The 22813-nt window shown below is 53.2% G+C and carries 25 protein-coding genes and 1 pseudogene; 11 read left to right on the forward strand and 15 right to left on the reverse strand.

Features of this window, described 5'->3' with window-relative positions; genetic code table 11:
• The first annotated feature begins 167 nt into the window (after nt 1-167).
• Complete coding sequence (locus HB631_RS05355; RefSeq protein ID WP_213990092.1) at nt 168-710, forward strand: chorismate mutase; 543 nt, start codon at nt 168-170, stop codon at nt 708-710.
• Nucleotides 711-839: 129 nt separating this feature from the next.
• Nucleotides 840-2006, forward strand: a complete 1167-nt coding sequence (locus HB631_RS05360) for a metallophosphoesterase (RefSeq protein ID WP_213990093.1) — start codon at nt 840-842, stop codon at nt 2004-2006.
• A gap of 9 nt (nt 2007-2015) precedes the next feature.
• On the opposite strand, the gene HB631_RS05365 is transcribed toward HB631_RS05360, so the two are convergent.
• Both HB631_RS05365 and HB631_RS05370 read right to left on the reverse strand, forming a co-directional pair.
• Nucleotides 2016-2153, reverse strand: coding sequence for a hypothetical protein (locus HB631_RS05365; protein WP_213990094.1), 138 nt, complete (start codon nt 2151-2153; stop codon nt 2016-2018).
• Nucleotides 2140-2784 (reverse strand): TetR/AcrR family transcriptional regulator, encoded by a 645-nt coding sequence (locus HB631_RS05370; RefSeq protein ID WP_213990095.1) that lies wholly within the window; start codon nt 2782-2784, stop codon nt 2140-2142. The genes HB631_RS05365 and HB631_RS05370 overlap by 14 nt, the downstream gene beginning before the upstream one ends.
• Before the next feature lie 304 nt (nt 2785-3088).
• Between HB631_RS05370 and HB631_RS05375 the strand changes: the two genes are divergently transcribed.
• Complete coding sequence (locus HB631_RS05375; protein WP_213990096.1) at nt 3089-3892, forward strand: SDR family oxidoreductase; 804 nt, start codon at nt 3089-3091, stop codon at nt 3890-3892.
• A gap of 102 nt (nt 3893-3994) precedes the next feature.
• On the opposite strand, the gene HB631_RS05380 is transcribed toward HB631_RS05375, so the two are convergent.
• From HB631_RS05380 to HB631_RS05400, 5 genes are all read right to left on the reverse strand, one after another.
• A complete protein-coding gene (locus HB631_RS05380; RefSeq protein ID WP_213990097.1) occupies nt 3995-4834 on the reverse strand; it encodes an ABC transporter permease subunit in 840 nt (279 codons plus the stop codon).
• Nucleotides 4835-4934: 100 nt separating this feature from the next.
• Nucleotides 4935-5834 (reverse strand): ABC transporter permease subunit, encoded by a 900-nt coding sequence (locus HB631_RS05385; protein WP_213990098.1) that lies wholly within the window; start codon nt 5832-5834, stop codon nt 4935-4937.
• Nucleotides 5831-6901 (reverse strand): ABC transporter ATP-binding protein, encoded by a 1071-nt coding sequence (locus HB631_RS05390; RefSeq protein ID WP_213990099.1) that lies wholly within the window; start codon nt 6899-6901, stop codon nt 5831-5833. Before HB631_RS05390 ends, HB631_RS05385 begins: the two co-directional genes overlap by 4 nt.
• A gap of 68 nt (nt 6902-6969) precedes the next feature.
• Nucleotides 6970-8148 (reverse strand): extracellular solute-binding protein, encoded by a 1179-nt coding sequence (locus HB631_RS05395; protein WP_213990100.1) that lies wholly within the window; start codon nt 8146-8148, stop codon nt 6970-6972.
• Between the two features lie 190 nt (nt 8149-8338).
• Nucleotides 8339-9079: a glucosamine-6-phosphate deaminase gene (locus tag HB631_RS05400; RefSeq protein WP_213990101.1), complete on the reverse strand. Its 741-nt coding sequence runs from the start codon at nt 9077-9079 to the stop codon at nt 8339-8341.
• Nucleotides 9080-9518: 439 nt separating this feature from the next.
• On the opposite strand from HB631_RS05400, the gene HB631_RS05405 reads away from it, so the two are divergent.
• Together HB631_RS05405 and HB631_RS05410 are read left to right on the forward strand one after the other, a co-directional pair.
• The gene (locus tag HB631_RS05405; protein ID WP_213990102.1) at nt 9519-10610 is read left to right on the forward strand and encodes a LacI family DNA-binding transcriptional regulator; all 1092 of its coding nucleotides are present in this window, start codon (nt 9519-9521) and stop codon (nt 10608-10610) included.
• 139 nt (nt 10611-10749) lie between these two features.
• Nucleotides 10750-11313 carry a hypothetical protein gene (locus HB631_RS05410; RefSeq protein WP_213990103.1) on the forward strand — a complete coding sequence of 188 codons (564 nt, stop codon included), beginning with the start codon at nt 10750-10752 and terminating at the stop codon, nt 11311-11313.
• Between the two features lie 95 nt (nt 11314-11408).
• Here the strand turns inward: HB631_RS05410 and HB631_RS05415 are convergent, their stop codons facing one another.
• On the reverse strand, nt 11409-12275 hold the full coding sequence (locus tag HB631_RS05415; protein ID WP_213990104.1) for a LysR family transcriptional regulator: 867 nt from the start codon (nt 12273-12275) through the stop codon (nt 11409-11411).
• Between the two features lie 246 nt (nt 12276-12521).
• On the opposite strand from HB631_RS05415, the gene HB631_RS05420 reads away from it, so the two are divergent.
• Nucleotides 12522-13226 carry an HAD family phosphatase gene (locus HB631_RS05420; protein WP_213990105.1) on the forward strand — a complete coding sequence of 235 codons (705 nt, stop codon included), beginning with the start codon at nt 12522-12524 and terminating at the stop codon, nt 13224-13226.
• A 96-nt stretch (nt 13227-13322) separates the two neighbouring features.
• A complete protein-coding gene (locus HB631_RS05425; RefSeq protein WP_213990106.1) occupies nt 13323-13670 on the forward strand; it encodes a hypothetical protein in 348 nt (115 codons plus the stop codon).
• Here HB631_RS05425 and HB631_RS05430 read toward each other — a convergent pair.
• Complete coding sequence (locus HB631_RS05430; RefSeq protein WP_213990107.1) at nt 13665-14540, reverse strand: NmrA family NAD(P)-binding protein; 876 nt, start codon at nt 14538-14540, stop codon at nt 13665-13667. The two genes, HB631_RS05425 and HB631_RS05430, sit on opposite strands and share 6 nt — an antisense overlap.
• A gap of 105 nt (nt 14541-14645) precedes the next feature.
• On the opposite strand from HB631_RS05430, the pseudogene istB reads away from it, so the two are divergent.
• Nucleotides 14646-15341: pseudogene (istB, locus tag HB631_RS05435) on the forward strand (IS21-like element helper ATPase IstB).
• A gap of 2 nt (nt 15342-15343) precedes the next feature.
• Here istB and HB631_RS05440 read toward each other — a convergent pair.
• Both HB631_RS05440 and HB631_RS05445 read right to left on the reverse strand, forming a co-directional pair.
• Complete coding sequence (locus tag HB631_RS05440) at nt 15344-15577, reverse strand: hypothetical protein (RefSeq protein WP_255556818.1); 234 nt, start codon at nt 15575-15577, stop codon at nt 15344-15346.
• Complete coding sequence (locus HB631_RS05445; protein WP_213990108.1) at nt 15577-16722, reverse strand: helix-turn-helix domain-containing protein; 1146 nt, start codon at nt 16720-16722, stop codon at nt 15577-15579. The genes HB631_RS05440 and HB631_RS05445 overlap by 1 nt, the downstream gene beginning before the upstream one ends.
• Before the next feature lie 275 nt (nt 16723-16997).
• Between HB631_RS05445 and HB631_RS05450 the strand changes: the two genes are divergently transcribed.
• Nucleotides 16998-17765 carry an alpha/beta hydrolase gene (locus tag HB631_RS05450; RefSeq protein WP_213990109.1) on the forward strand — a complete coding sequence of 256 codons (768 nt, stop codon included), beginning with the start codon at nt 16998-17000 and terminating at the stop codon, nt 17763-17765.
• A 387-nt stretch (nt 17766-18152) separates the two neighbouring features.
• Here the strand turns inward: HB631_RS05450 and HB631_RS05455 are convergent, their stop codons facing one another.
• On the reverse strand, nt 18153-18443 hold the full coding sequence (locus HB631_RS05455; protein ID WP_213990110.1) for a hypothetical protein: 291 nt from the start codon (nt 18441-18443) through the stop codon (nt 18153-18155).
• Nucleotides 18444-18712: 269 nt separating this feature from the next.
• Between HB631_RS05455 and HB631_RS05460 the strand changes: the two genes are divergently transcribed.
• Together HB631_RS05460 and HB631_RS05465 are read left to right on the forward strand one after the other, a co-directional pair.
• Nucleotides 18713-18877, forward strand: a complete 165-nt coding sequence (locus tag HB631_RS05460) for a ribbon-helix-helix domain-containing protein (protein ID WP_213990111.1) — start codon at nt 18713-18715, stop codon at nt 18875-18877.
• A 60-nt stretch (nt 18878-18937) separates the two neighbouring features.
• A complete protein-coding gene (locus HB631_RS05465; RefSeq protein WP_213990112.1) occupies nt 18938-19168 on the forward strand; it encodes a DNA polymerase V in 231 nt (76 codons plus the stop codon).
• 201 nt (nt 19169-19369) lie between these two features.
• Here the strand turns inward: HB631_RS05465 and HB631_RS05470 are convergent, their stop codons facing one another.
• The 3 genes from HB631_RS05470 to HB631_RS05480 all read right to left on the reverse strand — a co-directional run bounded on the left by HB631_RS05470 (nt 19370) and on the right by HB631_RS05480 (nt 22714).
• Nucleotides 19370-20704: a (Fe-S)-binding protein gene (locus tag HB631_RS05470; protein WP_213990113.1), complete on the reverse strand. Its 1335-nt coding sequence runs from the start codon at nt 20702-20704 to the stop codon at nt 19370-19372.
• Complete coding sequence (locus HB631_RS05475; RefSeq protein ID WP_213990114.1) at nt 20691-22100, reverse strand: FAD-linked oxidase C-terminal domain-containing protein; 1410 nt, start codon at nt 22098-22100, stop codon at nt 20691-20693. Before HB631_RS05475 ends, HB631_RS05470 begins: the two co-directional genes overlap by 14 nt.
• A gap of 446 nt (nt 22101-22546) precedes the next feature.
• Nucleotides 22547-22714 (reverse strand): hypothetical protein, encoded by a 168-nt coding sequence (locus tag HB631_RS05480; protein WP_213990115.1) that lies wholly within the window; start codon nt 22712-22714, stop codon nt 22547-22549.
• Nucleotides 22715-22813: the final 99 nt, after the last annotated feature.

Consider the following 22813-nt stretch of genomic DNA (forward strand, 5'->3'; position numbering starts at 1 on the left):
AGCTTACACATATTTTGGCATTAATAATTACGCGTTATGGCTTCATTAGACGACAACCATAGCCGATCTAATTTTTCAAACATGGAGAACAGAACGCTAAATATCTTTTAAATTCAGCGATATCTTGATTATACTCTCCCTTTTTGTGAACTGTTGCTGAGGAAGTGATGCGTCAAATCGTCTTGTTATTGTCATCGTTATTTTTAGCCGGCTCGGTTTTTGCCGGCCCGGTCTTGGCTAATTCAATTTTATCTCTATCGTCGGCCTTGAATGAGCGCATGCTTATAATGAAAGATGTAGCAGGCTACAAGGCAGAACATCATTTACCGGTGGAAGATTTGGTTAGGGAACAGAAAGTCGTCTCCTTGGCACAGGAAGAGGCGAAGGACACAGGTCTGGATCCACACTCCGTGGTGCCATTTATACAGGCACAGATGGACGTTGCAAAGGCGATTCAATACCGTTACCTTGCTGATTGGTTATCCAGCCCTGAGCAGAACTGGAGACCTAAACATCTTGATGACGTCAGGAAAACGATTTCCGACCAAGACAGGGTGATACTGAGCTCCATCAGCCAGCGCTTACGTGCCGGTAGTTTCAGCGAAAAGGATAAATTGGAAATTTCTAGCTTATTGAATGCGCCTAATTTAAGCGATACGGACAAGTCTCACCTGGTTAACGCATTGCTGCTGATCAAGCATAGGACATAGAAAACGATGTCTTTCCATCGAGCAATGTAGCCACCGGTGCGCGGCCATAACATCGGAGTTTCCACGATACCAATTGCAGTCCAGGGCACATAAACTCTTACCAGGATACCTTTTAAGGTTAAATCACCTATGCTTCGCTCCGCATTTTTCATTCGCCTCATCAGCATCATCACTCTTTTGCATGTGTATATCGGCGTGCGGCTTATTTCTGACCTGCCGATCAGCGCCCCGTTCAAATGGCTGGGAGCGCTGCTGCTGGTTGTATCGGTTTTGCTGATCCCGCTGGGCATGGCCGCGCGCACTATCAAAAAGCAGCCGCTGTCGGACCTGCTGGCGTGGATAGGCTATCTCGCCATAGGCTTATTCTCGTCGCTGCTGGTACTGACCGTGCTGCGCGATATCCTGCTGCTGTTGCTTTACGCCGTGAACAGCCTGCGGGGCGTAGCTTCGGCCCCTTACGATTTAATCTCCTTGAGCGCGCTCTGCGTGCCGGTGTTGGCCATACTGCTCACGTTGCTGGGCGTCTATTACGCGCGCCGGAATGCGCCGGTGAAGGTTATCGATGTTCCCATCGCGGGACTGGCGGCGGCGCTGCATGGCTTCAAAATCGTGCAAATCACCGACATCCACATCGGCCCGACCATTAAACGCGGTTATGTGGAGAAAATCGTCGCGACGGTGAATGCGCTCAAGGCGGATCTAATAGCCGTCACCGGCGATGTCGTCGATGGGACAGTGCCTGGACTGGCGGCCGATGCGCAGCCCCTTGGCGCGTTATCGGCGCGGCACGGCACCTTCTTCGTCACCGGAAATCATGAGTACTATTCCGGCGCGGATGAATGGATTGTCGAGTTTCGCCGGCTGGGCTTCAACGTATTAATGAACGAACATGTGGTGGTGAACCACGACGGCGCGCATGCCGTCGTCGCGGGCGTAACGGATTACGGCGCGGGCAACGTAGACCCGGCGCACATGAGCTCACCGGCGAAAGCCATGCACGGCGCGCCGAGTGATATCCCGTTCCGGCTGCTGCTTGCCCATCAGCCGCGCAGCGCCGCCGCCGCATCGCAGGCGGGATTCACGCTGCAATTATCCGGCCACACCCATGGCGGCCAGTTTCTGCCGTGGATGTTCTTCATTCGGTTTCAGCAGCCGTTTGTTCACGGGCTGGGCAAACTCAACGATCTTTGGGTGTACACCAGCCGCGGCACGGGCTATTGGGGGCCGCCGATACGGCTGGGCGCGCCGTCTGAAGTCACTCTCCTGCGGCTGGTGGCGGATTCGCCCGCGGTGTAACGGCAGGTATCATGCCAGGCCGGCAATGCGGACATCGGGCACGATAATGTTGAAGTTATCGTGCCAGGCCGGCAATACGGACATCAGGCACGATGAAATTGAAGTGGTTGAAGTGGCGATGCGCGCCGCTGAACTACCTTGGTTCACGGGCCTCTCGCCAGTGATCCAGATAGGCCATGACCGCCCGGAATGCCTCGTTCCGAACCGCGTTATCAATGTGTCCTTCTTGTGCGTAGCCGAATTTCAGGCAGGCAAAACCTATTTCAACGGCAATGGTCGCAACGTCTGGTGACACCGGCAACGTCGTAAGTTCGCCAAATCCCACGGCCGCGTCGCGTAACTGTTGTCCGATGGAGGTGTTCTTGCCGGCATGGGCAGCACGGTCGGCGTCGCTAAAAGAACCGTTTAGCAGAAGCACGCCCGCTGCCGGATGAGCATTGTAATACTCCACGCAGGTATCAAGCACGGTACGCACCCAGGTGTGCAGCGTGCGCGTGCGCGCAGCGCCTGAATTTGCGATAGCCTCGCTGAGGTGCCGCATATGGATCTGGGCAATATGGGCGAACAGCGCGTACTTATCTGGAAAGAAGGGGTAAATGCTGGCCCGCGGCACCCCCGAAACTTCCGCAAGAGCGGGAATCGAGGTTTTTTCAGGGCCGAGTTCTTCGAGCATGCGCTCGGCCGCCTCGATAACCCGGGTCATGCGCTCCAGTGAACGCTCCTGAATAGGACGGCGGGTACGCTTTTCCTTGGCGGAGCTTGCATCAAAATCTGACATATGTTAGTTTCATAAAATGACAAATGTTGGATATGGACCTATTTCAACAGCTAGGATTATACCATACAGCATTCAGGCGATGCGGGCCATCGTTTGCACCCCGCTGCGGTTGTGGCTGTGACGATAAACACGGATTCCGCTATGGGGATGTTTAACGCGTCGCAAAAAGCTGCCATGGGCAGGTCATTGGAATAAACCTTATAAAGGCTTCAACCGTGAAAGTTCACATCGACGCTAAAGAACAGGGCATCGGCGTTCCTGCCCCAATCTTCCTGCGCTAACCTATCATCAGGAGGGATTTTAAATGTCAAAGACTATCCTCATCACCGGCGCGGGCTCCGGGTTCGGCGAGGCGGCGGCAATCGGCCTCGCCCGCAAGGGCCACAACGTTATTGCCACCGTGCAATGCTCGCCCCAAGTCACGCCGCTGCGAGAGAAAGCCAAGGCGCTCGGGCTCGCCAATCTGCGGGTTGAGAAGCTCGACCTGTTCGATGCCCACGACATGGCTTTTGCCCAGAGCTGGGATATCGACGTGCTCTGGAACAATGCCGGCATGGGCGAAGGCGGCCCGGTCTTTGAGATCCCGCTCGATCTCGTTCGCCGGAACTATGAGGTCAACGTTTTTCTCCCCCTCACCCTGACGCAAGGCTTTGTCAAAAAGTGGATCAGCCAGAAGAAACAGGCAAAAGTGGTCTTCACCTCGTCCATGAGCGGCCTGTTCTCCCCGGCCAATTGGGGCGTGTACGCCTCCACCAAGCACGCTCTCGAATCGGTTGCTGAAGCATTGCAGCAAGAATTGGCCGGTTACGGCATCAAGGTCCAAACCATCAATCCCGGCGCCTTTTACACCGGCTTTAACGAGACCATGGCCGACACGCCGTTCCGCTGGCTCGACGACGCAAAAAATATCACCCGCCGCGATGACCTGCGCGCGCAGTTCGACGAGGCGCTTGCGTCGCCTCTCGGTCACCTCGACGCGCAGGAGATGATTGACTGCATGATCGAGTTAGTCCCCGCCGACACAGGCAAATTCCGCAACGTTGTACCCCTGGCGGTCGAGAATATGCTGAAGGCCCATCAACTGGCGGCATGGGATAATCAGATCTGAATGCTGAAGGCCCAGCGACTGGCGGCATGGGATAATCAGATCTGAATGCTGAAGTCTGAAGGCTGCCGCCATTATCGTTAATCAGCGCAGGGGATCCTGGTTTTAAACCGTCGGGCTTTTACGGGCGCGCGCCACGATTTGCGTCGGGTTGACGAAGCGCAGCGCCACGATAAGCCAGATAAGCGAACTCACGGTGTAAATAACCGCCATGGCATCAATGGACTGGCCGGCCCGCACCCCGGCGGCGAAAACGGAATAATACAGGGAGACCACCAGCGTCTGGCTGCTGGGGCCGGCGGTGAGGAAGGTCAGTTCAAACATGGAGATGGTCCTGACCAGGGACAGCAGGGTTGCCGCCAGAATGCCGGGCAACAGCATGGGGATAAGCACATGAATAAAAAGCTTGCCCGTGTTGGCGCCGAAGACATGGGCCGCCGCCTCGATTCGCGGATCGATCTGCTCGATAAACGGTATCATCAGCACCACGACAAAAGGAACGGTGGGCACCAGATTGGCCAGAATGACGCCGTTCATGGTGCCGGCCAGCCCAAGGCGATAAAGCAAGGTTGCGAGGGGAATGCCGAAGGTGATGGGCGGCACCAGCAGCGGCAACAGAAACAGCGCCATCACCAATGATTTGCCGGGAAAATTACGTCGTGCCAGCCCATAGGCGGCAGGCACACCGATCAGCGCCGACAGCACAACCACCGTGCCGACGATTTGGAACGTCACTATCAACACGTCCCCCAACTGGAACTCCCGCCAGGCGGAGAAGTACCAGCGGAATGTGTAGCCGGCCGGCAGCCAGGTGCCGAGCCAACGAGTGCCGAATGAATTCACCACTACGGTGGCGATCAAAGCCAACAGATTAAGGATGAAGAAGATCACAAAAGCCCAGATGGCAATCTTCCACAGCCGGTCCAGGATATTTTCCAGGTTCATATTATGCTTTCCACGCTTATGTTATGGCTTACAAGGCAAATGACGGTTTCCACAGTCATAGTATGGTTTCCAAGCCAAATGACGTTTCCAGGTGCATGGTCTATCCCTTGCCCCCGCCCGCCGGCCCTTTATAGAACAGGCCGCGCGCCGTGAGTATGATGCCGACGATACCGAATTGGACGATGGCCATAATCATGGCGATAGCCGATGCGAATGAGTAGTCGTATTGCTCGAACGCCGCCTGCGCGGCCGCAATGGAAATAACCCGCGTTTCTCCCGCCGGCGCCCCCAGAATCACGGCGGAGGGGAAGACCGAAAATGCATCCACAAAAGACAGGCAGAAGATAACCGCCAGCCCGGGCAGGATAAGCGGCAGGATCACATGCCGGAAGCGTTGGCGCGCACGGGCGCCCAGGGTGGCGGCGGCCTGCTCCAGGGCCGGATCGATGCCGGAAATCATCGACAGGGCCAGCAGGAAAGTAAAAGGAAATCCGGTGATGATCAGGGACAGGAAGACACCGGTATAGTTGTGGACCAGGCGCACCGGATGATCGATAAGGCCGACGGTCACCAGCACCCGGTTAAACCAGCCCTGCGGACCGAGATAGTTCAACAGGCCGTCGGCCACCAGCACGGTGCCGAGGGTGATGGGAATCACCAGAATGGTGGTCAGCACCCGCTGATGACGCATCAGGCGCACGCGCATGGCGATGGGCACCGACAGCGCAACGTTCACCAGCGTGACCGGCAGCGCGAGCTGCAAGGTCAGCCAAATCGTTTCATAAATATAGGGATCGGAAAAAAATCTGGCGTAGTTGGCATACCATTGCCCGCTCTTGGGAATAAAAGAATGTACCAGCCCATAGAAAAACGGGTAAATAAACAGCAGCAGCAGGAACAGCGCCGCCGGCAATATCAGAAGCGTCACCCCGTCAAAACCATAGTCCGCCAGCCTGCGACGTCTGTGGGTGTGCACTATTTCGGCGCCGACCGGCTTCATTGTCCGGTCTCCCGTGGGTAAACCAGAACACGGTCAGCGGGCGCCCCCAGACGCACCGTAGCACCTGGGGCAATAGTGTCCCGCGCCCGGAAAAAGACCTCGTATCCGTCAGTGGTGCGGCCGGACCCGAGAAAATGTTCGCCGGAATACTCCATCCCGGTCACCGTTGCGCCGATGGCGCCATCCGGCGTCGGAACCAGGTCGGAAGGACGGATGGCGGCAACCACCTCTCCCGCATCCGTGGCATCCATGCCCCGGCCCCACAGGGTTGCACCCGAAAGGGACATTTCCACTTCATCGCCCTGCTTGCGCAGGATCCGCGCGGGCAGCGCGTTGCGAAAACCCATGAACTCCGCCACATCAAGATGGGCCGGCCGATTGTAGAGATCGTGCGGCGTGCCGATTTGACGCACGCCGCCATCGCGCAAAACGACGATCCGGTCGGCGAGGGAAAGGGCCTCGTCCTGATCGTGCGTCACGTAGATGGTGGCGGAACCCAGTAAACGGTGTATACGGCGGATCTCGCCGCGCATTTCGAGCCGCAGCTTGGCATCCAGGTTTGAAAGGGGTTCGTCCATCAGAACCAGCGGCGGCTCCACCGCGATGGCGCGCGCAATGGCCACGCGCTGCTGCTGCCCGCCGGAGAGCTGGGCCGGTAATTTATCGGCTTGCTGCGCCAGCCTGACAACGTTCAGGGATTCCTCCACCTTCAGGTCAATCTTGGCTTTCGCCATCCCCTGCATTTGCAGGCCGAAACCCACATTGCGCCGGACAGTCATATGGGGGAACAACGCATAGTTCTGGAACACCATGCCGAACCCCCGATCCTCCGGCTTCAGCATGTCGATACGGCGATCGTCGAGCCAGATCCCGCCCCCACTCAAGGACAAAAGGCCCGCCAGACAATTCAGGGCGGTGGATTTTCCGCAGCCCGACGGGCCGAGCAGCGCGATGAACTCCCCGCGTTTCACCGTCAGCGTCACATCCCTCAGCGCATTATGGCTACCGAAGGCGCGGCTGATATGCTCCAGCCGCAGTTCACGAAAATCCCTGGATGTTATTGCCATTGTTCACTGCCTCAGCACGATGTCCACATCATGCGGTCGCCGGACCCGCGCCGGCTCCCGCATTTTCCTTATTTCTGCATCTTTGCCGCGCCGATGTCGCGATCCCACTTATCGAACATCGCCACCAGCTGCTTGGCGTCAAGGGGCGGTTCCGTCGGATTGTTGGCGATAAGCCCGGCGTATTCGGGCCGGCCGAAGGTCTTGATCGTCTCCTGGCTGTCGGCCGGGGCCATGGCAAGGGTGACGCCTTTGATGGCCGGACCGGGATACATATAGCCGTGATCGTACATCAGGGCCTGCTGTTCAGGCTTCAGGATAAACGCCATCAATTGCAGCGCCACATCCAGTTTCTCTTTCGCGATCCCCTTGGGAATCGCCATGTAATCAGCATCGCCTACCCAATGGAATCCCTTCAGGGTGCCGACTTTATACTCCGCGGGGACAATGCCCAGGTAACGGGGATTGATATCCCAGCCCCCCGTCGAGGCGATGATGTCGCGGGTGCCCTCGGCCAGTTCCTTCATGGTTGCCGTGGTGCCGCCGGGGTAGTATTCAATGCAGCCGTCAAGCTGCTTGAGATAGGCCCAGGTCTTGTCCCAGCCGTTGACCGGATCGAGGGGGTCCTTGTCCCCGAGCAAATAGGGCAGCCCCATCACAAAGGTCCTGCCCGGGCCGGAATTGGACGGCCGGGCGTACATGAATTTGCCGGGATTGGCCTTGCACCAGCTGAGCAATTTTGCCGCCGTGTCCGGCATAACTTTCACCCGATCCGGCGCGTATTCCAGCAGCGGGCCGGACGGCGTCCAATCCACCACAAACGCTTGTCCCCGTGCCATCTCTTGCATCAGGTAGGCACCATGGAGATAGAGCTGCTCCATGTTCGGAAACATGCTTTGGTATTTCGGCAGGATCTGCATCCACAGTCCCTGCCCCATCCCGGCGGCCAGGGCATCGTTCCCGGTCAGGACAAAGTCGATGTCCACGCGTCCGGCATCCTGCTGCGCCTTCAGCTTGCCGGCCAGTTCGGGAGCCGTGGCCTGCGTAAAGACAAAGTTCTTCACCAGCTCGGGATGTTCGGCCTTGAACTTGTCGAACGCGGGCTGGCTTATCTGCAGGTCGCCGGCCACATCGATGACATTGATGGTGACGGGTTCCGCGAAAGCCTGAAATGATCCGGCGAGAGACGAGAGAACCACGGTAGCCGTCAGTGCGGCCAGACGGCAAATGGCAATGCTGCTTTTTTTCACGACTCCACTCCTTTTATCAGTGTTAAATCAGGTTCTTCGTTTCTTCCGCGCCGGGACCCGGCCTAGTGCGGCTTAGTTCAACTTGGTGCGGCTTGGTCCGGCACAGTCCGGCTTAGTCAGGTACAGGGAGGACTGTCAGCACGATCAAGCTTGATACGTCATAATCAGGTCCGGTCAGGCTGCTCCAAGGTTAGCGTGTCAGCCTGCTTGCCGCGGGACCATCAAGGAACAGTTGGCAATTCTCATGCTGCTGCAAAATGGACGCGGGACAGGCATTGGTCACCGGCCCCTCCAGAACGTCGCGCACCGCCTCGGCCTTGCGTTCGTCCGGGACCGTCAGGATGACGACTTTACTGGCCATAATGCGCCGCACCGTCATGGAGACGGCACGCAAGGGCACCTCCTCCAGGGTAGCGAACCAGCCCTCGCCAAACTGCTGCCGGCGGCAGCGCTCATCCAAATCCACCACCTTATATGCCATCGTGGAGGTAAAATCCGCCGGCGGATCGTTGAATGCGAGATGGCCGTTCTCGCCGATGCCGGCGAACATGACGTCAATGGGATGTTTATCAAGCAAGCCGCCAATGCGCCGCAGTTCTTCGTCCACATCCGCAGCGTCGCCCCGGATGAAGTGAAAGGCCCCAAGCGTTGGCAACCTGGAGACGAAACGCTCCCGCAGATAGCGGCGAAAGCTGGCGGGATGCGTTTCCGGCATGCCGATATATTCGTCGAGATGAAACGCGGTCACCTGGGACCAGTCGATCTCGTGCCCGATAAGCGCCGCGATCACCTCAAACTGGCTGGCGCCGGTGGCCAGCACAATGTTCGCCCTGCCGTTTTTCCCGATGGCCTCGACGATTGCCCTCGCCCCGGCCGATGCGGCCTCGATGGCGGCTTGTTCCTTGGTGGCAAATTTATGGATTTTAATCATTCGCTCCTCTTTTGGGTTAACACCGCTGTTTTCCGACTGAATTGTTAGGGACGCAGGTCTGAAAAGGATCGTTTGTGTGAATTTTAAACTAAGGTATGATCGGATACAGAAGTCGTCAATGGTAAAATTACTCATTTAAGATACGTTTTTCTTATCATATTCAGTAAATTTACATGATAAATATTACTAACATCACTAAACGACTCGTTTCATAGACTTAAAAATTAAACCCGCCATTTCATTGGCACATATTCCGGTATCAAAAGGACCGAGAACTTTTGTACGCCCTACGCAATACGTCCTTACCGCACGACTGATAAGAAATTCATAGTATGTTTGCGTTTGCAATTTACTTTCACGATAAGTAATATTTCTCAAAATGCAGCAGACCCGCACATAATCATTCATTGGGGAAAAAACGGCTTAAGGATGTAGAGTCATGACCAAAACGCGTAAGTCCAAACATGGAGGTCCCGGCCTTCGTCAGATCGCATCCGAGGCAAACGTCAGTATCGCCACGGTGTCACGGGTGTTGAACGGCAATGCCCACGTCGACCCGGCCATGCGCAAACAGGTTCTTGAAGCGGCTGACAGACTGAATATCGACACCCCACAGCCCGCAAAGACCGGCGCCCTGGTTTTTCTTCTCAGTAACCGGACGATGCTGCCGCCTTTCCATGCCTGCATCCTGGCGGGCGCCGAGTCCTATTGCGCCGCCCATGGCTGGGATCTGTTTTTTGTTTCCCTGAGCTATCCCCCCAACGCCACCCCACGGGAGCTGCACTTGCCCAAGCTGTTGCAACGCCGCGAAATGGTGCGTGGCGTCATCCTGGCGGGAAACCCCTCGCCGAACCTCATCGAACTGCTGGAGCAAAAGAACATCAGTTATGTGGTGCTCGGCAGCAACATTCTCGGTGAATTTCCCACGCTGAAAAACGACGTGGTCTTCTCCGATGAGATGCGCGGCGGCGAAGACGTGACCCGTTATCTCACCAGCCTCGGTCATCGGGATATCTGGTTTGTCGGCAATACCCGCCTGCCCTGGTTTGCCCGCTATTACGAGGGATATTGCCGGGTCATGGAAGAGGCGTCGCTGACCCCCAGGCTGAGCAGTATCGATTCAGAAGATGACACCGAAATAGGCTATCTGGGAACCAAATACCTGCTTTCCACAAATGAACCCGTGTCAGCCATCTTCGCCGGCAACGACTCCACCGCCTGCGGAGTGTATAAGGGACTGCGGGAACAGGGACTGCGCATCCCGGAAAACATCAGCGTGGTGGGCTGCAACGATACGGTGGGGGATTTGCTTTATCCCAGCCTGACCACCATCCGCGAGTTCCCCGAGCAGATGGGGCGGCACATGGCGGAGCTGCTGTTGGAGCGCATCGCCAATCCTGAACTGGATCCCCGGCGGCTGATGATGCCAACCCAGTTTATTCGGCGTGATTCCTGCGCTCCGGCCGCGGAGGATGAGACACACAGCGCGGGTGACAGTGATTCGGCATTCAGCGCCGTATCACAGCAGTGACCCACGGGAAAAAAGAGTACGTCCGGTTCGCCGGACGCTTATCGTTCAGGAAGTTTAAGCGACATCATAACGGTATAGGTCACATTTAATCGCATTCTGTTATTTTCAATAAGCCACTTTAATTCAGGAAAATAACACTATGGACATCAATAATTGTTCCACTAGCAACAATGCGCCAGGCCAAGCTAGCGCCATAATCAGCCTCAACGGTCATTTGCCCAAAAGATTTGCAGCGCTTATTTCAAATTTGGAATCAGTCAGTAATCATACCGATAAAGCCAGCATTAAAGAATTTATTAATTTTTCAAAAGAAAACCATGAAAAAATCAATTCTTCACTTATGAGCGTAAGTAATCCGCAAGAGGTGGTGGAGTTGATACAAGAAGCCTCTCGTCTATGCCTGATTATTAAAGATGAAATTAATGTAGGTGATGGCAATATGCCCTATATCCTTCAGGAAGAAGGTAAATTGGAGGGGGCGTTGGAATCACTGAAGGATCGATTACAGCGGGATATTAGCATTCAGACCAATGAAAAAGCACCTTTATCCATTGAAGAAAAACTAAAAAAAGAGGCAAAGCGTATTGGCGAACAAATACAACAAGAGATACCTCGTGCTATAGTAAGCGGAGAAAATGAGGTCGAGCGTTCATCTGGAAAAATAGTGAAAGAATTAAGCCGTTTAGGAAAGCGTTTTCGTTAATTAAAGAGATTGCTGTTAAAACTTATAAGTGAAATTGTTATACCCATTTATTATAACGGCAAAAGGGCGGTTTTATTCACACCGCCAGACCAGGCTCAGGTCGCCTCCGACATCATCTGCAAAAATTTATCCCGCAGCGCATCCTTTATCTTCGGATTCCAGGCGACGCCAATTTGCCAAAGGGTGTGCATTCCCTCTGGCCGCACAACGGTCACACCGGCCGGCAAAAAATGGCTGATGCCCGAGGGCAGCAACGCCACGCCATTTCCCGCGGCGATCAATGCCAGCAGGGCATGAATATCATCAGCGGCAGACGCTGGTTTGGCGCTCAGATGATTGACCTCAAGAAAACGAGTGACTTGTTCCGCCAGGCAGGGCCCGCGGCGCGGATTGATTTGCAACAGCGGGTGCTTCTTGAACAAAGACCGAATATCAGCGGGATCCACGTTAGCGCCTGACGGGGCGGCCAACACGAGGTTCTCATCCATCAAAACCTTGACCTGCAGCGGTTCGGTCATCGGCAAACGGATAAAGCCTGCCTGAAGTTGCCCCTCAGTTAACATGCGGCACTGCACATTGGAGGGAATGTCGCTAAGGGAGACTTCCACCTCGGGGAATTGTTCACGAAAAAGATTTACCAGGGCCGGGGCAAGCCGAAATGATGATATGCCAAACCCAAGCGCCAGCTTACCCGCATTCCCTTTCTCTATGCTTCGGGTATATTCCAGAAACTCTTCGTGATGTTTCAGCAACTCGCAGGTTCTGCCATAAAGCTGCCGGCCGGTGACGGTGAGCTTTGCGCCGTGTCTGCCACGATGAAAAAGGCTCACCCCGGTCAAATGCTCCAGTGCCTGGATTTGCTTGGTCAAAGCAGATTGCGTCAGGTACAGGGCTTCCGCAGCGGCGTGATAATTCCCCTGCTCAGCCAATGTAACGAATGCGCGCAACAGCTTTATATCCATTCCGCTCGGGAATCAAATAGGGAGAAATCGGAATTATACAGCTTAGCGCTATTCAGGAGATAGTGGCAGGAGTTTGCGAAATTGGCATTCCCTTCACATTTGTCATGGGGAAGGTTACCGGATCCTCAAGGATTCTTGACGTCGATTGTTACCCGCCCATTGATGGCGGTATTCCCCTGGACCAGGGGGCGGTAGCTGCCGCCCTTATCAGGCGCGAAGCGCTATTGCATATTGGAGCAGAAACAGATGAATCAGTCAGTAACGAGGGTAGCGGCGGTTTTGTTCGACATGGACGGGGTTCTGATCGATTCCAAAGCGGTCATTGAGCAAGCCTGGCGCGAGGCGGCACAGATGTACGGGCGCCGGATAACCAACGAAGAAATCAACAAATACGTCCACGGCCAGCCCGGCCCCCACACCATCCGCGCCCTGTTCCATGATTTGCCGCTTGCCGACCAGGCGAGGATTCAGGCGCACATCATCCATGTGGAAAATACCGCCGACTGCGCGCCCATACCGGGCGTGGCGCAGCTTATCGCTTCCCTTGGCGCGGCCCGCATCCCGGTGGGCATCGTCACCAGCGGCTGGCGCCTGAAGATCGATCGCGTTATAGCATTGCTCCAGGCACAGCCCTACGTCTCGGTTATCGTCGAACGGAATGACGTGGTTCGCGGCAAACCCTACCCCGATCCCTATCTGCTCGGCGCTGAGCGTCTGGGCCTCCCCCCGGCGAAAACCGTGGTATTCGAAGACGCTAAAAGCGGCGTGATCTCCGCCGTGGCCGCCGGCGCCTATTGCGTCGGCATCGGCGATGAAGACCTGCTGCCCTGCGGCGCAAAATTCATCATCCCCGACTTCCGGGACGTGAAGGTGCTGGCCAACGGTGGCGACGGCTCGATCCTTTCGTTCGGTCCCGGGCACCAGGTGATCGTGGAGCGGACTGCGCGGTGAAAGGCAAGAAAGATGTTAAAATAGATGCCAGGCTTGAGAAGCAAACGGCAATACCACGTATATTGCTGAGAAACTCTTGAAATAAAGGGGAACGATATGAACGTAACGCCAGCGCAGTACCTGAAAGCCCCTCTTACGTTTCAATCAGCGATGTGGCTGGGCTTAGGTTTCCTTGCTCTTGCCTATATCGGAGCATGGATTATTTATACCCATCTCGATAATAAACTAGATACGTATAAAACCACCACAGAATCAAAGATTGACGCTTCTCGCCTAGAATTTGACGGTAAAATTGACAGTCTTACCGCCCAGACAAGCGCCTATATTGCAGCGACCCGGCTTGAATCAAAATCCGACAACGCGGCAATTACTACACAATTACAAGGGATTTCCAATAGCCTGTCCGAGGTTAACGGTAAACTCTCTTTAAAGAAACCATTATGACCAATCGGCGGCCATTTCCCGACAAAAATCGGCATAACGCCGGGGAGGGTGGCCCAGCAACCGGGAAAAACGCTCAAGAGCCGCCATATCAGCGACTGCGCCATCCTGTTGATAGCGTTGCAACATAAGACGCATATCATATGCCAGCCAGCCGGGCTGCCCGGCCTGTACCATTTGCTGTTCGAACTGATCGAGGCTGTCACCGGCATAATGAATGTCTTTATTAAGCGCGTGGCTCCACAAGCCTGCCAACCCCTGTCCCGTCAGCGCATCGGGACCAACACATTCGACTATTTCATTCGGTGCGGGTTGTGTATCGCTATCCCTGCTTATCAGCGCGTTGGCGGCGGCTTCGCCAATATCACGGACATCAACCATGGACAGGCCCTTTTCACCTACCGGCATTGCATATAATCCTTTATCCAGCAATAGGCTTCGCTGACGACTATCATTTTGCATAAAATAACCCGGCCGCAAAATGGTGGCTGGAATACCGGAGCATTCAATCATCCGCTCCACCGTATACTTACTGGTAAAATGCGGAACATCCACAAACTCATCCGCTCGTATGACGGAAAAATACACCAGTCCCTTGACGCCTTTTTCCCGGGCGATATTCACCGCCTGAATGGCCTGGGTCAGTTCATCGGGCACGTTGGAAACCAGCAAGAATAGCGTTTCAATTCCCTCCATAACGGCGCGCATACCTTGCGGATCGGTTAAATCTCCTTTGACGGCAACTATGCCTTCGGGAAAAGAGGCTCGTTCAGGGGCGCGAGTCAGGGCCCTAACATTCACCTGCCGTCCCACCAGATTTTTCAGAACTTGCTGACCAATGATGCCGGTGCTGCCCGTTACCAGAATTGTCATCACGCTTCTCCTGTAACCGCTGTTGGTTCATGGATATCTCTTAACTCTAGACGTTTCCCAAGCCCTTGGTTATACCGAAATGACGATTAAAGAACCTGTAAACCCATGCCACAGCCCTCGGAGCTTCAGCGTACCCAGCCGGGGACCTATCAGGAGCTGGGCTTCGAGGAGCGGCTCGGGTTGCTGCTTGAACATGAGTTGTTGCAGCGGGAAATGAGCAAAGTTGCCCGACTGCGACGACAAGCGCGGCTGAGGCTGTCGGCACCGGCGTCAGGGCTGGACTGGAGACCAGAACGGGGACTCAAACGCCAGCAGATAGCGGAGTTGCTGAGCGGCGGCTGGTATTAGCGGCAACAAAACGTATTGATAACGGGCCCCACTGGCAGCGGGAAAACCTATGTGGCTTGCGCACTGGGTGAACAAGCCTGCCAGCAGCATGTGGCGGTGGGTTACTGGCGTCTGCCCCGGTTGCTGGATGACCTGAACACGGGGCATGCGGACGGCAGTTACCGCAAGCAACTGCTACAGTTGGCGAAAAAAACGGTGCTCATCCTGGATGACTGGGGTCTGGAAAAGCTGTCACCGCGGCAATCAGCGGATCTGCTGGACGTGGTGGAAGACCGATATGGACGAGGAAGCACCATCCTGATAAGCCAGTTGCCGGTGACTGAATGGTACAAAATGGTGAGTAATCCGACGGTGGCGGATGCCCTAATGGATCGGCTGGTGCATAACAGTCATCGACTAGAACTGAGCGGAGAGTCACTGAGAAAAGTGGCGCAATCCGATCATGGCGAGTAAAACTAAGAAGAGAAAAAACGCGCGAGAAAAGTGCGATCGGAATCACCGAAATACGCATCTTCATCTACCCAAGGAAATTTACTTTGCAGTTTCCTTCCCGCCAGTTCTTCATTAAGCTCCGGCAGAATGTACAGGCAATACTCGTTGTCACCAAAGGGCACGAACAGTAAGGGGCGTATGGTTTTGGCCAGCCTTAGGTAGGCGTTGGTGTCAACGAGGATTTTCGATTGAGGCATTAGGTCAACTCAGCGTGGATACTCTGTGCATCAAGTAGAGGTATATCCAGCACAGTTTGAACATAACCCGGCCCCTTATCGTGTTCTTTTAAGTATTTTCGGAGCAAGTCGAAAAATGACGTTTCAAAAGCGCCCTCTGTCTTCTCGATATAGTCACGAGCACTCGGCCTACCGTGCAGGTCGAGCTCAGTATCGCCGAACAGAGCTTCGCTGAGGCTTTTATATCTCTTATTAAAATTGGTGACAGCGCCGGGGAAAGATGTCTTGCTGAGCTGTATTTCAGGCTTTCCTGTGAATTCGGCATATTTGTTCACTTGCCCAATCACTGTCCAAGGAGAGATCGTTAATTGATCTGCCAAGTCGATAACATGGGCGATTTTCGCGGCAGGAGAAGCTTGCAATCTGATGGAAACATACGCTCCCTCTGCCAGCTTATGCGGATAGAGCAAGCTCGCAGCAAAGGCATCGGCAAAGTCTTCAGCTTCGTCGCCGTCCAAGCTAGGCGACAAGCAATGCCCCAGTTCATGAGCCATCCAGAATTTGAAGTCGTGGATATTGGTATCCAGATTCAGATATACCCAAGTACTTCCTGAATCTGGAAGGTATATGTGCACTGCATTTTCATGGCGCTGTTTGGCTCCCCACATTACCGGCACCACAACGGCCTGCAACTCACTAAAACGACGGATGAGGTGCGTAAAATCCACGCACTCAGCCGACCCAAGATTGATATCCTCCCTGACTTTCGCTGTTACAGTGCGAAGATAGTCATAATCACAGCTAGGTGACTTGAGCACCGGCGGCATTTCAAAAGTATCAAACGGCAAATAAGGCACAAGATGGCGCAAAAAACGACCCATTTCCTGCGCCTTCTCGATATGATGGCTCTTTGTCTTGGTCCCGCGCATTTTGCGGAATGCCACTTTCGGTGCGTGCGGGTCTTCCTTGATAACTAAATCATCAAAAGAAAGATTCAGTAACTTGCCTAAGTGAAGAAGCTTATTGGGACGAGGAAAAGACTTGTGCAAAAGCCACTGGGAAACAGCCTCTTTGGTTACGCCTAAAGCATCAGCCACGGCAGTCTGTGTCAGACCAGCCCTGTCGATTGCCTGCTGCGCTTTATCAGTATTTAGTCTTTTTTGCATGCACTAAGTATATACAGCAGTCAAGTTTTGTCAAGTTTGACTTCAAGGCTGGATTTTCAAAACCTCCCAGAAAGAGATATAGAGTACGAGTCAGTACGCATTACACTTTTACTTTTTTGTAGCTGCGTTAAAAATTCGTTAAAAATTGTTAATTTCCGGATGTTGAGGATTCCTGGGAATCATTTTCTGATAATTTTTGAGCAACCACCCTACTCACGGGATGGCGACATCGCTTCACAACGACATCATTGGGCGACCCACCTCAGGAGATTCACATGAAACTTTCTTCGACCGTTACCCGTATCGCTTCAGCCATCACCTTCTCCCTCGTTGCTTTCGGTTCCACCGCGGCGAGCGCCGCCCCGGTGAAAAACATCGTGCTGGTCCACGGCTACTTTGCCGATGGGTCAGGGTGGCAAGCCGTGTCGAATATATTATCCCATGACGGATATACCGTCTCGGTGGTGCAAGAACCGGAAACGTCATTCGCGGATGATGTGAAAGCCACAACCCGCGTGGTCGACGCCCATGATGGCCCGAGTATCCTGGTGGGCCACAGCTATGGCGGCGCCGTGATAACAGAGGCGGGCAATGACCCGAAGGTGGCCGGATTGGTCTATATCGCCGCATTCGAACCGGATGCCGGCGAAAGCGCGATGGATTTAGCGAAAAAAATTCCCTCCGCGAGTCAAGCCATCAAGCCCACCGCCGACGGTTTTCTGTATATCGATCCGAAGAGTTTCCATGCGGATTTCGCCGCTGATATTCCCGCCGCCGAGGCCCGTTTCATGGCGGCTTCCCAAGTCATGCCAAACGGGCAAACATTTGGCACGCCGATTACCACCGCTGCCTGGAAGACCAAGCCGAGTTGGGCCTTGGTCGCCACGGCCGACCGCATGATTTCCCCCGATCTCGAACGCTTTATGACCAAGCGCGCCGGCAGTACCACCATCGACGTGAAGTCCAGCCATGTTGCTTATCTCTCCCAAGCGCCCAAAGTTGCTAAACTTATCGAACTGGCGGCGAATAACGCGCAGAAATAATCCTAGGTCTGGGCAAGATATTTGATATGCCGCTGGATGTTTGTTGCTAAACGACGAAAGGCCGGAACAACAAACATGTAATCAAAACGTCTTGCCCGCATTTGCGACCATTCGTTCGAAAGATCCCAGAAGGATTTAATTCAGAGCACATTTCTGTATCGGTCTTTGATAAATAATTTTATTCTCGGTAAATATTCGAGGGCATTATTTAACAATACTATTCTTTTTCGGCGATCAACAAATAACAGCTCTCAATTTTAATTTATCTATTTGGTTACGGCATCTCTGTGTCCCCATGTGCTGGTCTGGCTCAATGATTTGGGGTGTAAGCCAGTCACGGCACGAATTATGAGCGGGTGCCGATATGACTGGCCGCATTGTCTGAAGTCATCCTCCTGCGTCTGGTAACAGATCAATTTTCACGCTATCCAAAATGAGCTTATCGTATAGCTCACTACCTCTTGTCAAACTGATATTATTTATACCGAAACTATCAAGCACCATTTGATAGTGCTCAAGCGCGCCCGACCCCAAATCCTCATCATCAATACAGGAATAAAGCGGTGGGCAATAACTGATTTCTATAAACATATAGAAAAAAGAAAATGCAGGATTCCAGCCTATCAGAACTTCAACGGGTCCCAGAGATGATTCGCCGGTTAATTTGTAATGGCACATATTTGTATATCCATATATTAATTATATAACCTATATTTAAATCAACAATTAACAGTGAAAAAATTTAATAGCAAAATTAATAATTTGAAAAAACTGTGATCACTCAGTGAAATAATCAATCTTGCTAAAAAAGAGCTAACCCTATTTTTGTCAGTAGGCTTACCAGCGCCCGCAAGTTAATAAACACTATATAGGCACTATCTTAAACCAGTTTAATCTATCTGGTAGCTGTTTACACTATGGTTTTTAGCAGACATATAGGGTTGGTTATGGCTGAGCCTTTTTTGAAAAACAGAACACGGTTTACCTCTTCCCTAGACAATAAATTAGTGCCACTTTTTAATGAGTTGGCGCAAAAAACGCGTATTCCGAAAAGCAGGCTGCTGGATGAGGCCATCGAGGATTTACTGAAAAAGCATAAATCTAAAGAATGATACTGTAATTATATACATCAGTTGGTATACTCCAGGCATGAAAGTCTATGAGTATGCACTATGCCACGGATGTACGATTTACCCGCCGCGTTCGAAAACACCATGACCCGCGACAAGCAAGGGCGCTATACCGGTTCAATTCTTGACTTTGTCCACGAACTAGAGAAAGTGAATCACCATTTCTCGCCCCGCCAGGCCAACGACTGGATTGCCCACTACAAATCCGGTTGGCGCCTGCATGAAGAAGGCGAGAACGGTTTTAACGTCTACACCCGATTCAACCCAAACTAAGCCCCTGCCCCGATTCTAACGGCCTGCCCACGCGCCGGGCTTTTTTATTCCTGGATAATATTCTAGGCTATATCTCGATGAGCTAGCAGCTTGGTCCGCCGCCATGGAGCAGAATGTAGTGGCCTGCGCCCTATCGGAAATCAGAGTCCACAGAGTGTCCCCTCAATTTTCTGAAATTTAACCTTGCCCTCTGTCCACACATCAACCCGTCTCTTTCTCTTTGCGGTACGATTCAGCAAGAATAGAAATGTAATGCCTGACTTTTTGCTGGTGACCGAAGCGATTGACGTTATCGGATAATTGCATCATGCAGGCCGGGCAACCGGTGGTAATAGTCTCCGCGCCAGTTTGATTGACATCGTTAATTTTTCTTTCGGCGATGGCTACCGAGGTTTTAAAATGCGTTAATACATACGAACCGCCACTGCCGCAGCAAGCGTCAGCCCTGGCCATTTCCTTGAATATCACCCCTGGTATATTTTTCAGGATCTCCCGGGGTTCACGGGAAACCTTCATTACTTTTTTCAGGTGGCAGGGATCGTGATAGGTTAAGACGGCATCTACTTGACCTTTCGGGATGCGATAGCCGATGACGTCAGTCAGCAGCGTTGAAATATCAAAAGTGCGACTGCGCCAAAAATCCGCCCTTGGCCCATACACCGGATCGAGTTTGAATATTTCCGGGTAATCATGCTGCCAGGCGCCCCCGCAGGAACCGCAACCGGTAACGATATAATCAACGTCACTGCTATCCATCGCGTCAATATTCTTTCGGCCAAGCTGGCGAATGGATTCTATATCTCCATGGACCAACACCGGCACGCCACAGCACCCCTGCTCCCGGGGAATCACCACTGCTATGTTATTTTCTTGCAAAACCGACACCAGATCTTCACCCACCTCAGGGTACAAATAATTAAACGAACACCCGGTAAAAAAAGCCACCCTGGCAACAGGATTTTCCATAGGAAGGACATCAGGCAGGCGATCCCGTAGCGGCTTTTTGGCTAACGCCGGCAGTCGCCGGTTTTGGTCAAAGCCCGCCGATTTTCCCAACAACGCCAACGGAGCGCGGGGGGCGATGGCCTGTTGTCCGGCCTGACGAAATAACACGCCGCTTAGCCGCGCGCCGGTTTTCATGCCCAGGTCAAATACTCCCTGACGTTTCAGGGTGCTGAATATCGCCTTTTTGACCCAGGGTAAGCCCTTCTCCCGCACCACGGCACACCGCAGCGCCAGAATGATCCGGCCAAAATCAACCTTGGTGGGGCAATTTTGCATACAGGACTTGCAAACCAGGCAATTGAACAGCATATCGACGACGTCTTTATCCTCGATCTGCAAACTGCCGGCCAGGATGGCTTCAGCAACGCCGATCTTTCCCCTCGCCACACCGGATTCGGTTTTAGTGGTTTTATAAATCGGACAAACGGCCATGCAGAAACCACAGTGCATACACTTATCCAGTTCGGTCTGGATGGCGGCCAGGTCGTCGTATACGGTCTGGACCGGGATGAGCTTTTCAACGGGAAACATGCGTTTTCTCTTCCCTGGGAACGAGCTTGCCAGGATTTAACATATGGGTGGGATCCAAGGCATTTTTGATGGTTTGCATGAGTTTGAGGCCTGAATCGCCTATCTCATTGCCTAAAAAACGCATTTTGGCAATGCCTATGCCGTGCTCGCCCGATAAGGTGCCGCCTAACTTGATGGCGGTGGCAAAGATCTCCTCGACGGCCTGATGCACCCTGGACATCTCGTCAGCGTTATATTTATCGGCAAGGATGGTGGGATGCAGATTCCCGTCGCCGGCGTGACCAAAGGTGCCGAGCACCAGCCGGTACTTGCGCCCGATCTCCGCCAACGCCAGCAGCATGTCGGTGACGCGACTGCGCGGCACGGTCGCGTCTTCCAGCACCACCGTATTGTTAAGTGACGCCAACGCCGGCAATGCCGCCCGTCGCGCGGACCAGAGATTGTCACGCTCTTCATCCGAATTGGCGATATGCAAGGTACCGTGGTTTTCTTCGACAATTCTTATCACCGCGTCGGCTTCTTGCGCCACCACCTGTTCGGCCATGCCGTCAACCTCAATCAACAGCAAGGCCGCGGCATCCGTGGGCAATCCGACATGGGCAAAATCCTCCACCGTGCGGATAGTCATGTTATCCATAATTTCCAGGGTGGCGGGAATAACCTGCGCCTTGATAATACCGGAAACCGTTTTACCGGCGTCTTCCATAATATTGAACGCGGCCAGCATCGCTTTATGAAATTTCGGCTCGGGCAGTAACTTGCAGGTGATTTCCACAATAATGCCCAACGTGCCCTCAGAACCGACAAACAGGTTGGAAAAATCATACGCGGTGACGTTCTTCACCGTTTTGCCGCCAAAACGCACACTCTTGCCATTGGCCAAAACGACTTCCATACCCATGACATAATGTTTGGTGACGCCATATTTCAAACCGCGTAGTCCCCCCGAGTTTTCGGCCACCGAGCCCCCCATGGTGGCGGTGGTAACGGTGCCCGGATCGGGCGGATACATCAGTCCATAGGACGCGATGGCATTATTGAGATCCTGGATGACGACGCCGGGCTGCACGGTGGCGGTGAGATTTTCCGCGTCGATTTCCAGAATCTGATCCATTTTTTGCAATGACAGGACGATCCCATGGTCAAGAGGGATGGTTCCGCCGCTTAAATTGGTTCCCGCACCGCGCGGGTAGATGGCAATACTTTTCCAGGCGGCCAATTGCACCACCTTTCGCACTTGCGCCGTGCTGGTAGGCATAACAATCACTTCAGGCATGGCATGGGGCACATCGGCAGTGGCATCGTAGCTATACGTCGTTAAATTAACGCTGCCAATCAATACATTATCTTTCCCCACGATAGCGTGGAGCTGTTTAATGATAATTTCGTCCAACATACATCAATCCATTCGCGCTTTGAATTCCAGGGTTGAAAGATTGTTGGCCGATTCAATGTTTTCGAATGTGATCGGCAACGCTAAATACAATGATGAGATTAATTTAATGCTAATAACCGGATAGTGGGTTCAGCCGTCAGCAAATCAGTCATTTTTGGAGAGGATGGTCTGGCCATAGAGATCGATTTCGACCTGACGGCCTAGCGCATCGTCAGGATCCGGGAACGGGTTGGGCGCGAGTTGGAATGAGTCGTGGCACCTGACGTTGGCATAATGTATGGGACAACGGAAAGTGAGCTTTGAATTTATTAAACCCGGCACAGCGACACGGAGTGCGTATATCGAACGCATCAATAAAACTGATCTCAAAAAAGCGTAGTTATACGGTGGTGATGCTTACAACGTATGATCCTATGAAAAATCGGAGGAAATGCGATGAACAACGATCAATCGGCCAGCCGTAGATAAGCATATTTCTTCCGGCTCTCTATCAGAGACACTTCAACCTGTCCCGAGGTTTGACCCGTTTCGATGGAAGTTGAAGTCATGATGGAGTGGACAATACTTTCCTTTGAAGGCATGCGATACGAAGCCGCTTTTTGTTTATTTTTCATAAAACCTCCCATTCGTGAGGTTCGAGTATAACGTAGGCAGTACATCTTCAGATATTTTGCCATTTCTGGATTGAATATAAACGAAAGAACATCGGCACT

It is taken from the genome of Sodalis sp. dw_96, from assembly GCF_018449575.1.
Lineage (GTDB): Bacteria > Pseudomonadota > Gammaproteobacteria > Enterobacterales > Enterobacteriaceae > Acerihabitans.

Excerpts from the sequence above, each read along its gene's own strand:
- HB631_RS05385 (WP_213990098.1), bottom strand. The coding sequence starts at position 5,834 with ATGAAGCCGGTCGGCGCCGAAATAGTGCACACCCACAGACGTCGCAGG.
- HB631_RS05450 (WP_213990109.1), top strand. The coding sequence starts at position 16,998 with ATGAAACTTTCTTCGACCGTTACCCGTATCGCTTCAGCCATCACCTTC.
- HB631_RS05400 (WP_213990101.1), bottom strand. The coding sequence starts at position 9,079 with ATGATTAAAATCCATAAATTTGCCACCAAGGAACAAGCCGCCATCGAG.
- HB631_RS05375 (WP_213990096.1), top strand. The coding sequence starts at position 3,089 with ATGTCAAAGACTATCCTCATCACCGGCGCGGGCTCCGGGTTCGGCGAG.
- HB631_RS05480 (WP_213990115.1), bottom strand. The coding sequence starts at position 22,714 with ATGAAAAATAAACAAAAAGCGGCTTCGTATCGCATGCCTTCAAAGGAA.
- HB631_RS05415 (WP_213990104.1), bottom strand. The coding sequence starts at position 12,275 with ATGGATATAAAGCTGTTGCGCGCATTCGTTACATTGGCTGAGCAGGGG.
- HB631_RS05370 (WP_213990095.1), bottom strand. The coding sequence starts at position 2,784 with ATGTCAGATTTTGATGCAAGCTCCGCCAAGGAAAAGCGTACCCGCCGT.
- HB631_RS05475 (WP_213990114.1), bottom strand. The coding sequence starts at position 22,100 with ATGTTGGACGAAATTATCATTAAACAGCTCCACGCTATCGTGGGGAAA.
- HB631_RS05430 (WP_213990107.1), bottom strand. The coding sequence starts at position 14,540 with ATGACAATTCTGGTAACGGGCAGCACCGGCATCATTGGTCAGCAAGTT.
- HB631_RS05360 (WP_213990093.1), top strand. The coding sequence starts at position 840 with ATGCTTCGCTCCGCATTTTTCATTCGCCTCATCAGCATCATCACTCTT.
- HB631_RS05445 (WP_213990108.1), bottom strand. The coding sequence starts at position 16,722 with ATGCAAAAAAGACTAAATACTGATAAAGCGCAGCAGGCAATCGACAGG.
- HB631_RS05470 (WP_213990113.1), bottom strand. The coding sequence starts at position 20,704 with ATGTTTCCCGTTGAAAAGCTCATCCCGGTCCAGACCGTATACGACGAC.
- HB631_RS05440 (WP_255556818.1), bottom strand. The coding sequence starts at position 15,577 with ATGCCTCAATCGAAAATCCTCGTTGACACCAACGCCTACCTAAGGCTG.
- HB631_RS05390 (WP_213990099.1), bottom strand. The coding sequence starts at position 6,901 with ATGGCAATAACATCCAGGGATTTTCGTGAACTGCGGCTGGAGCATATC.
- HB631_RS05425 (WP_213990106.1), top strand. The coding sequence starts at position 13,323 with ATGAACGTAACGCCAGCGCAGTACCTGAAAGCCCCTCTTACGTTTCAA.
- HB631_RS05410 (WP_213990103.1), top strand. The coding sequence starts at position 10,750 with ATGGACATCAATAATTGTTCCACTAGCAACAATGCGCCAGGCCAAGCT.
- HB631_RS05455 (WP_213990110.1), bottom strand. The coding sequence starts at position 18,443 with ATGTGCCATTACAAATTAACCGGCGAATCATCTCTGGGACCCGTTGAA.
- HB631_RS05420 (WP_213990105.1), top strand. The coding sequence starts at position 12,522 with ATGAATCAGTCAGTAACGAGGGTAGCGGCGGTTTTGTTCGACATGGAC.
- HB631_RS05405 (WP_213990102.1), top strand. The coding sequence starts at position 9,519 with ATGACCAAAACGCGTAAGTCCAAACATGGAGGTCCCGGCCTTCGTCAG.
- HB631_RS05465 (WP_213990112.1), top strand. The coding sequence starts at position 18,938 with ATGCCACGGATGTACGATTTACCCGCCGCGTTCGAAAACACCATGACC.
- HB631_RS05380 (WP_213990097.1), bottom strand. The coding sequence starts at position 4,834 with ATGAACCTGGAAAATATCCTGGACCGGCTGTGGAAGATTGCCATCTGG.
- HB631_RS05460 (WP_213990111.1), top strand. The coding sequence starts at position 18,713 with ATGGCTGAGCCTTTTTTGAAAAACAGAACACGGTTTACCTCTTCCCTA.
- HB631_RS05355 (WP_213990092.1), top strand. The coding sequence starts at position 168 with ATGCGTCAAATCGTCTTGTTATTGTCATCGTTATTTTTAGCCGGCTCG.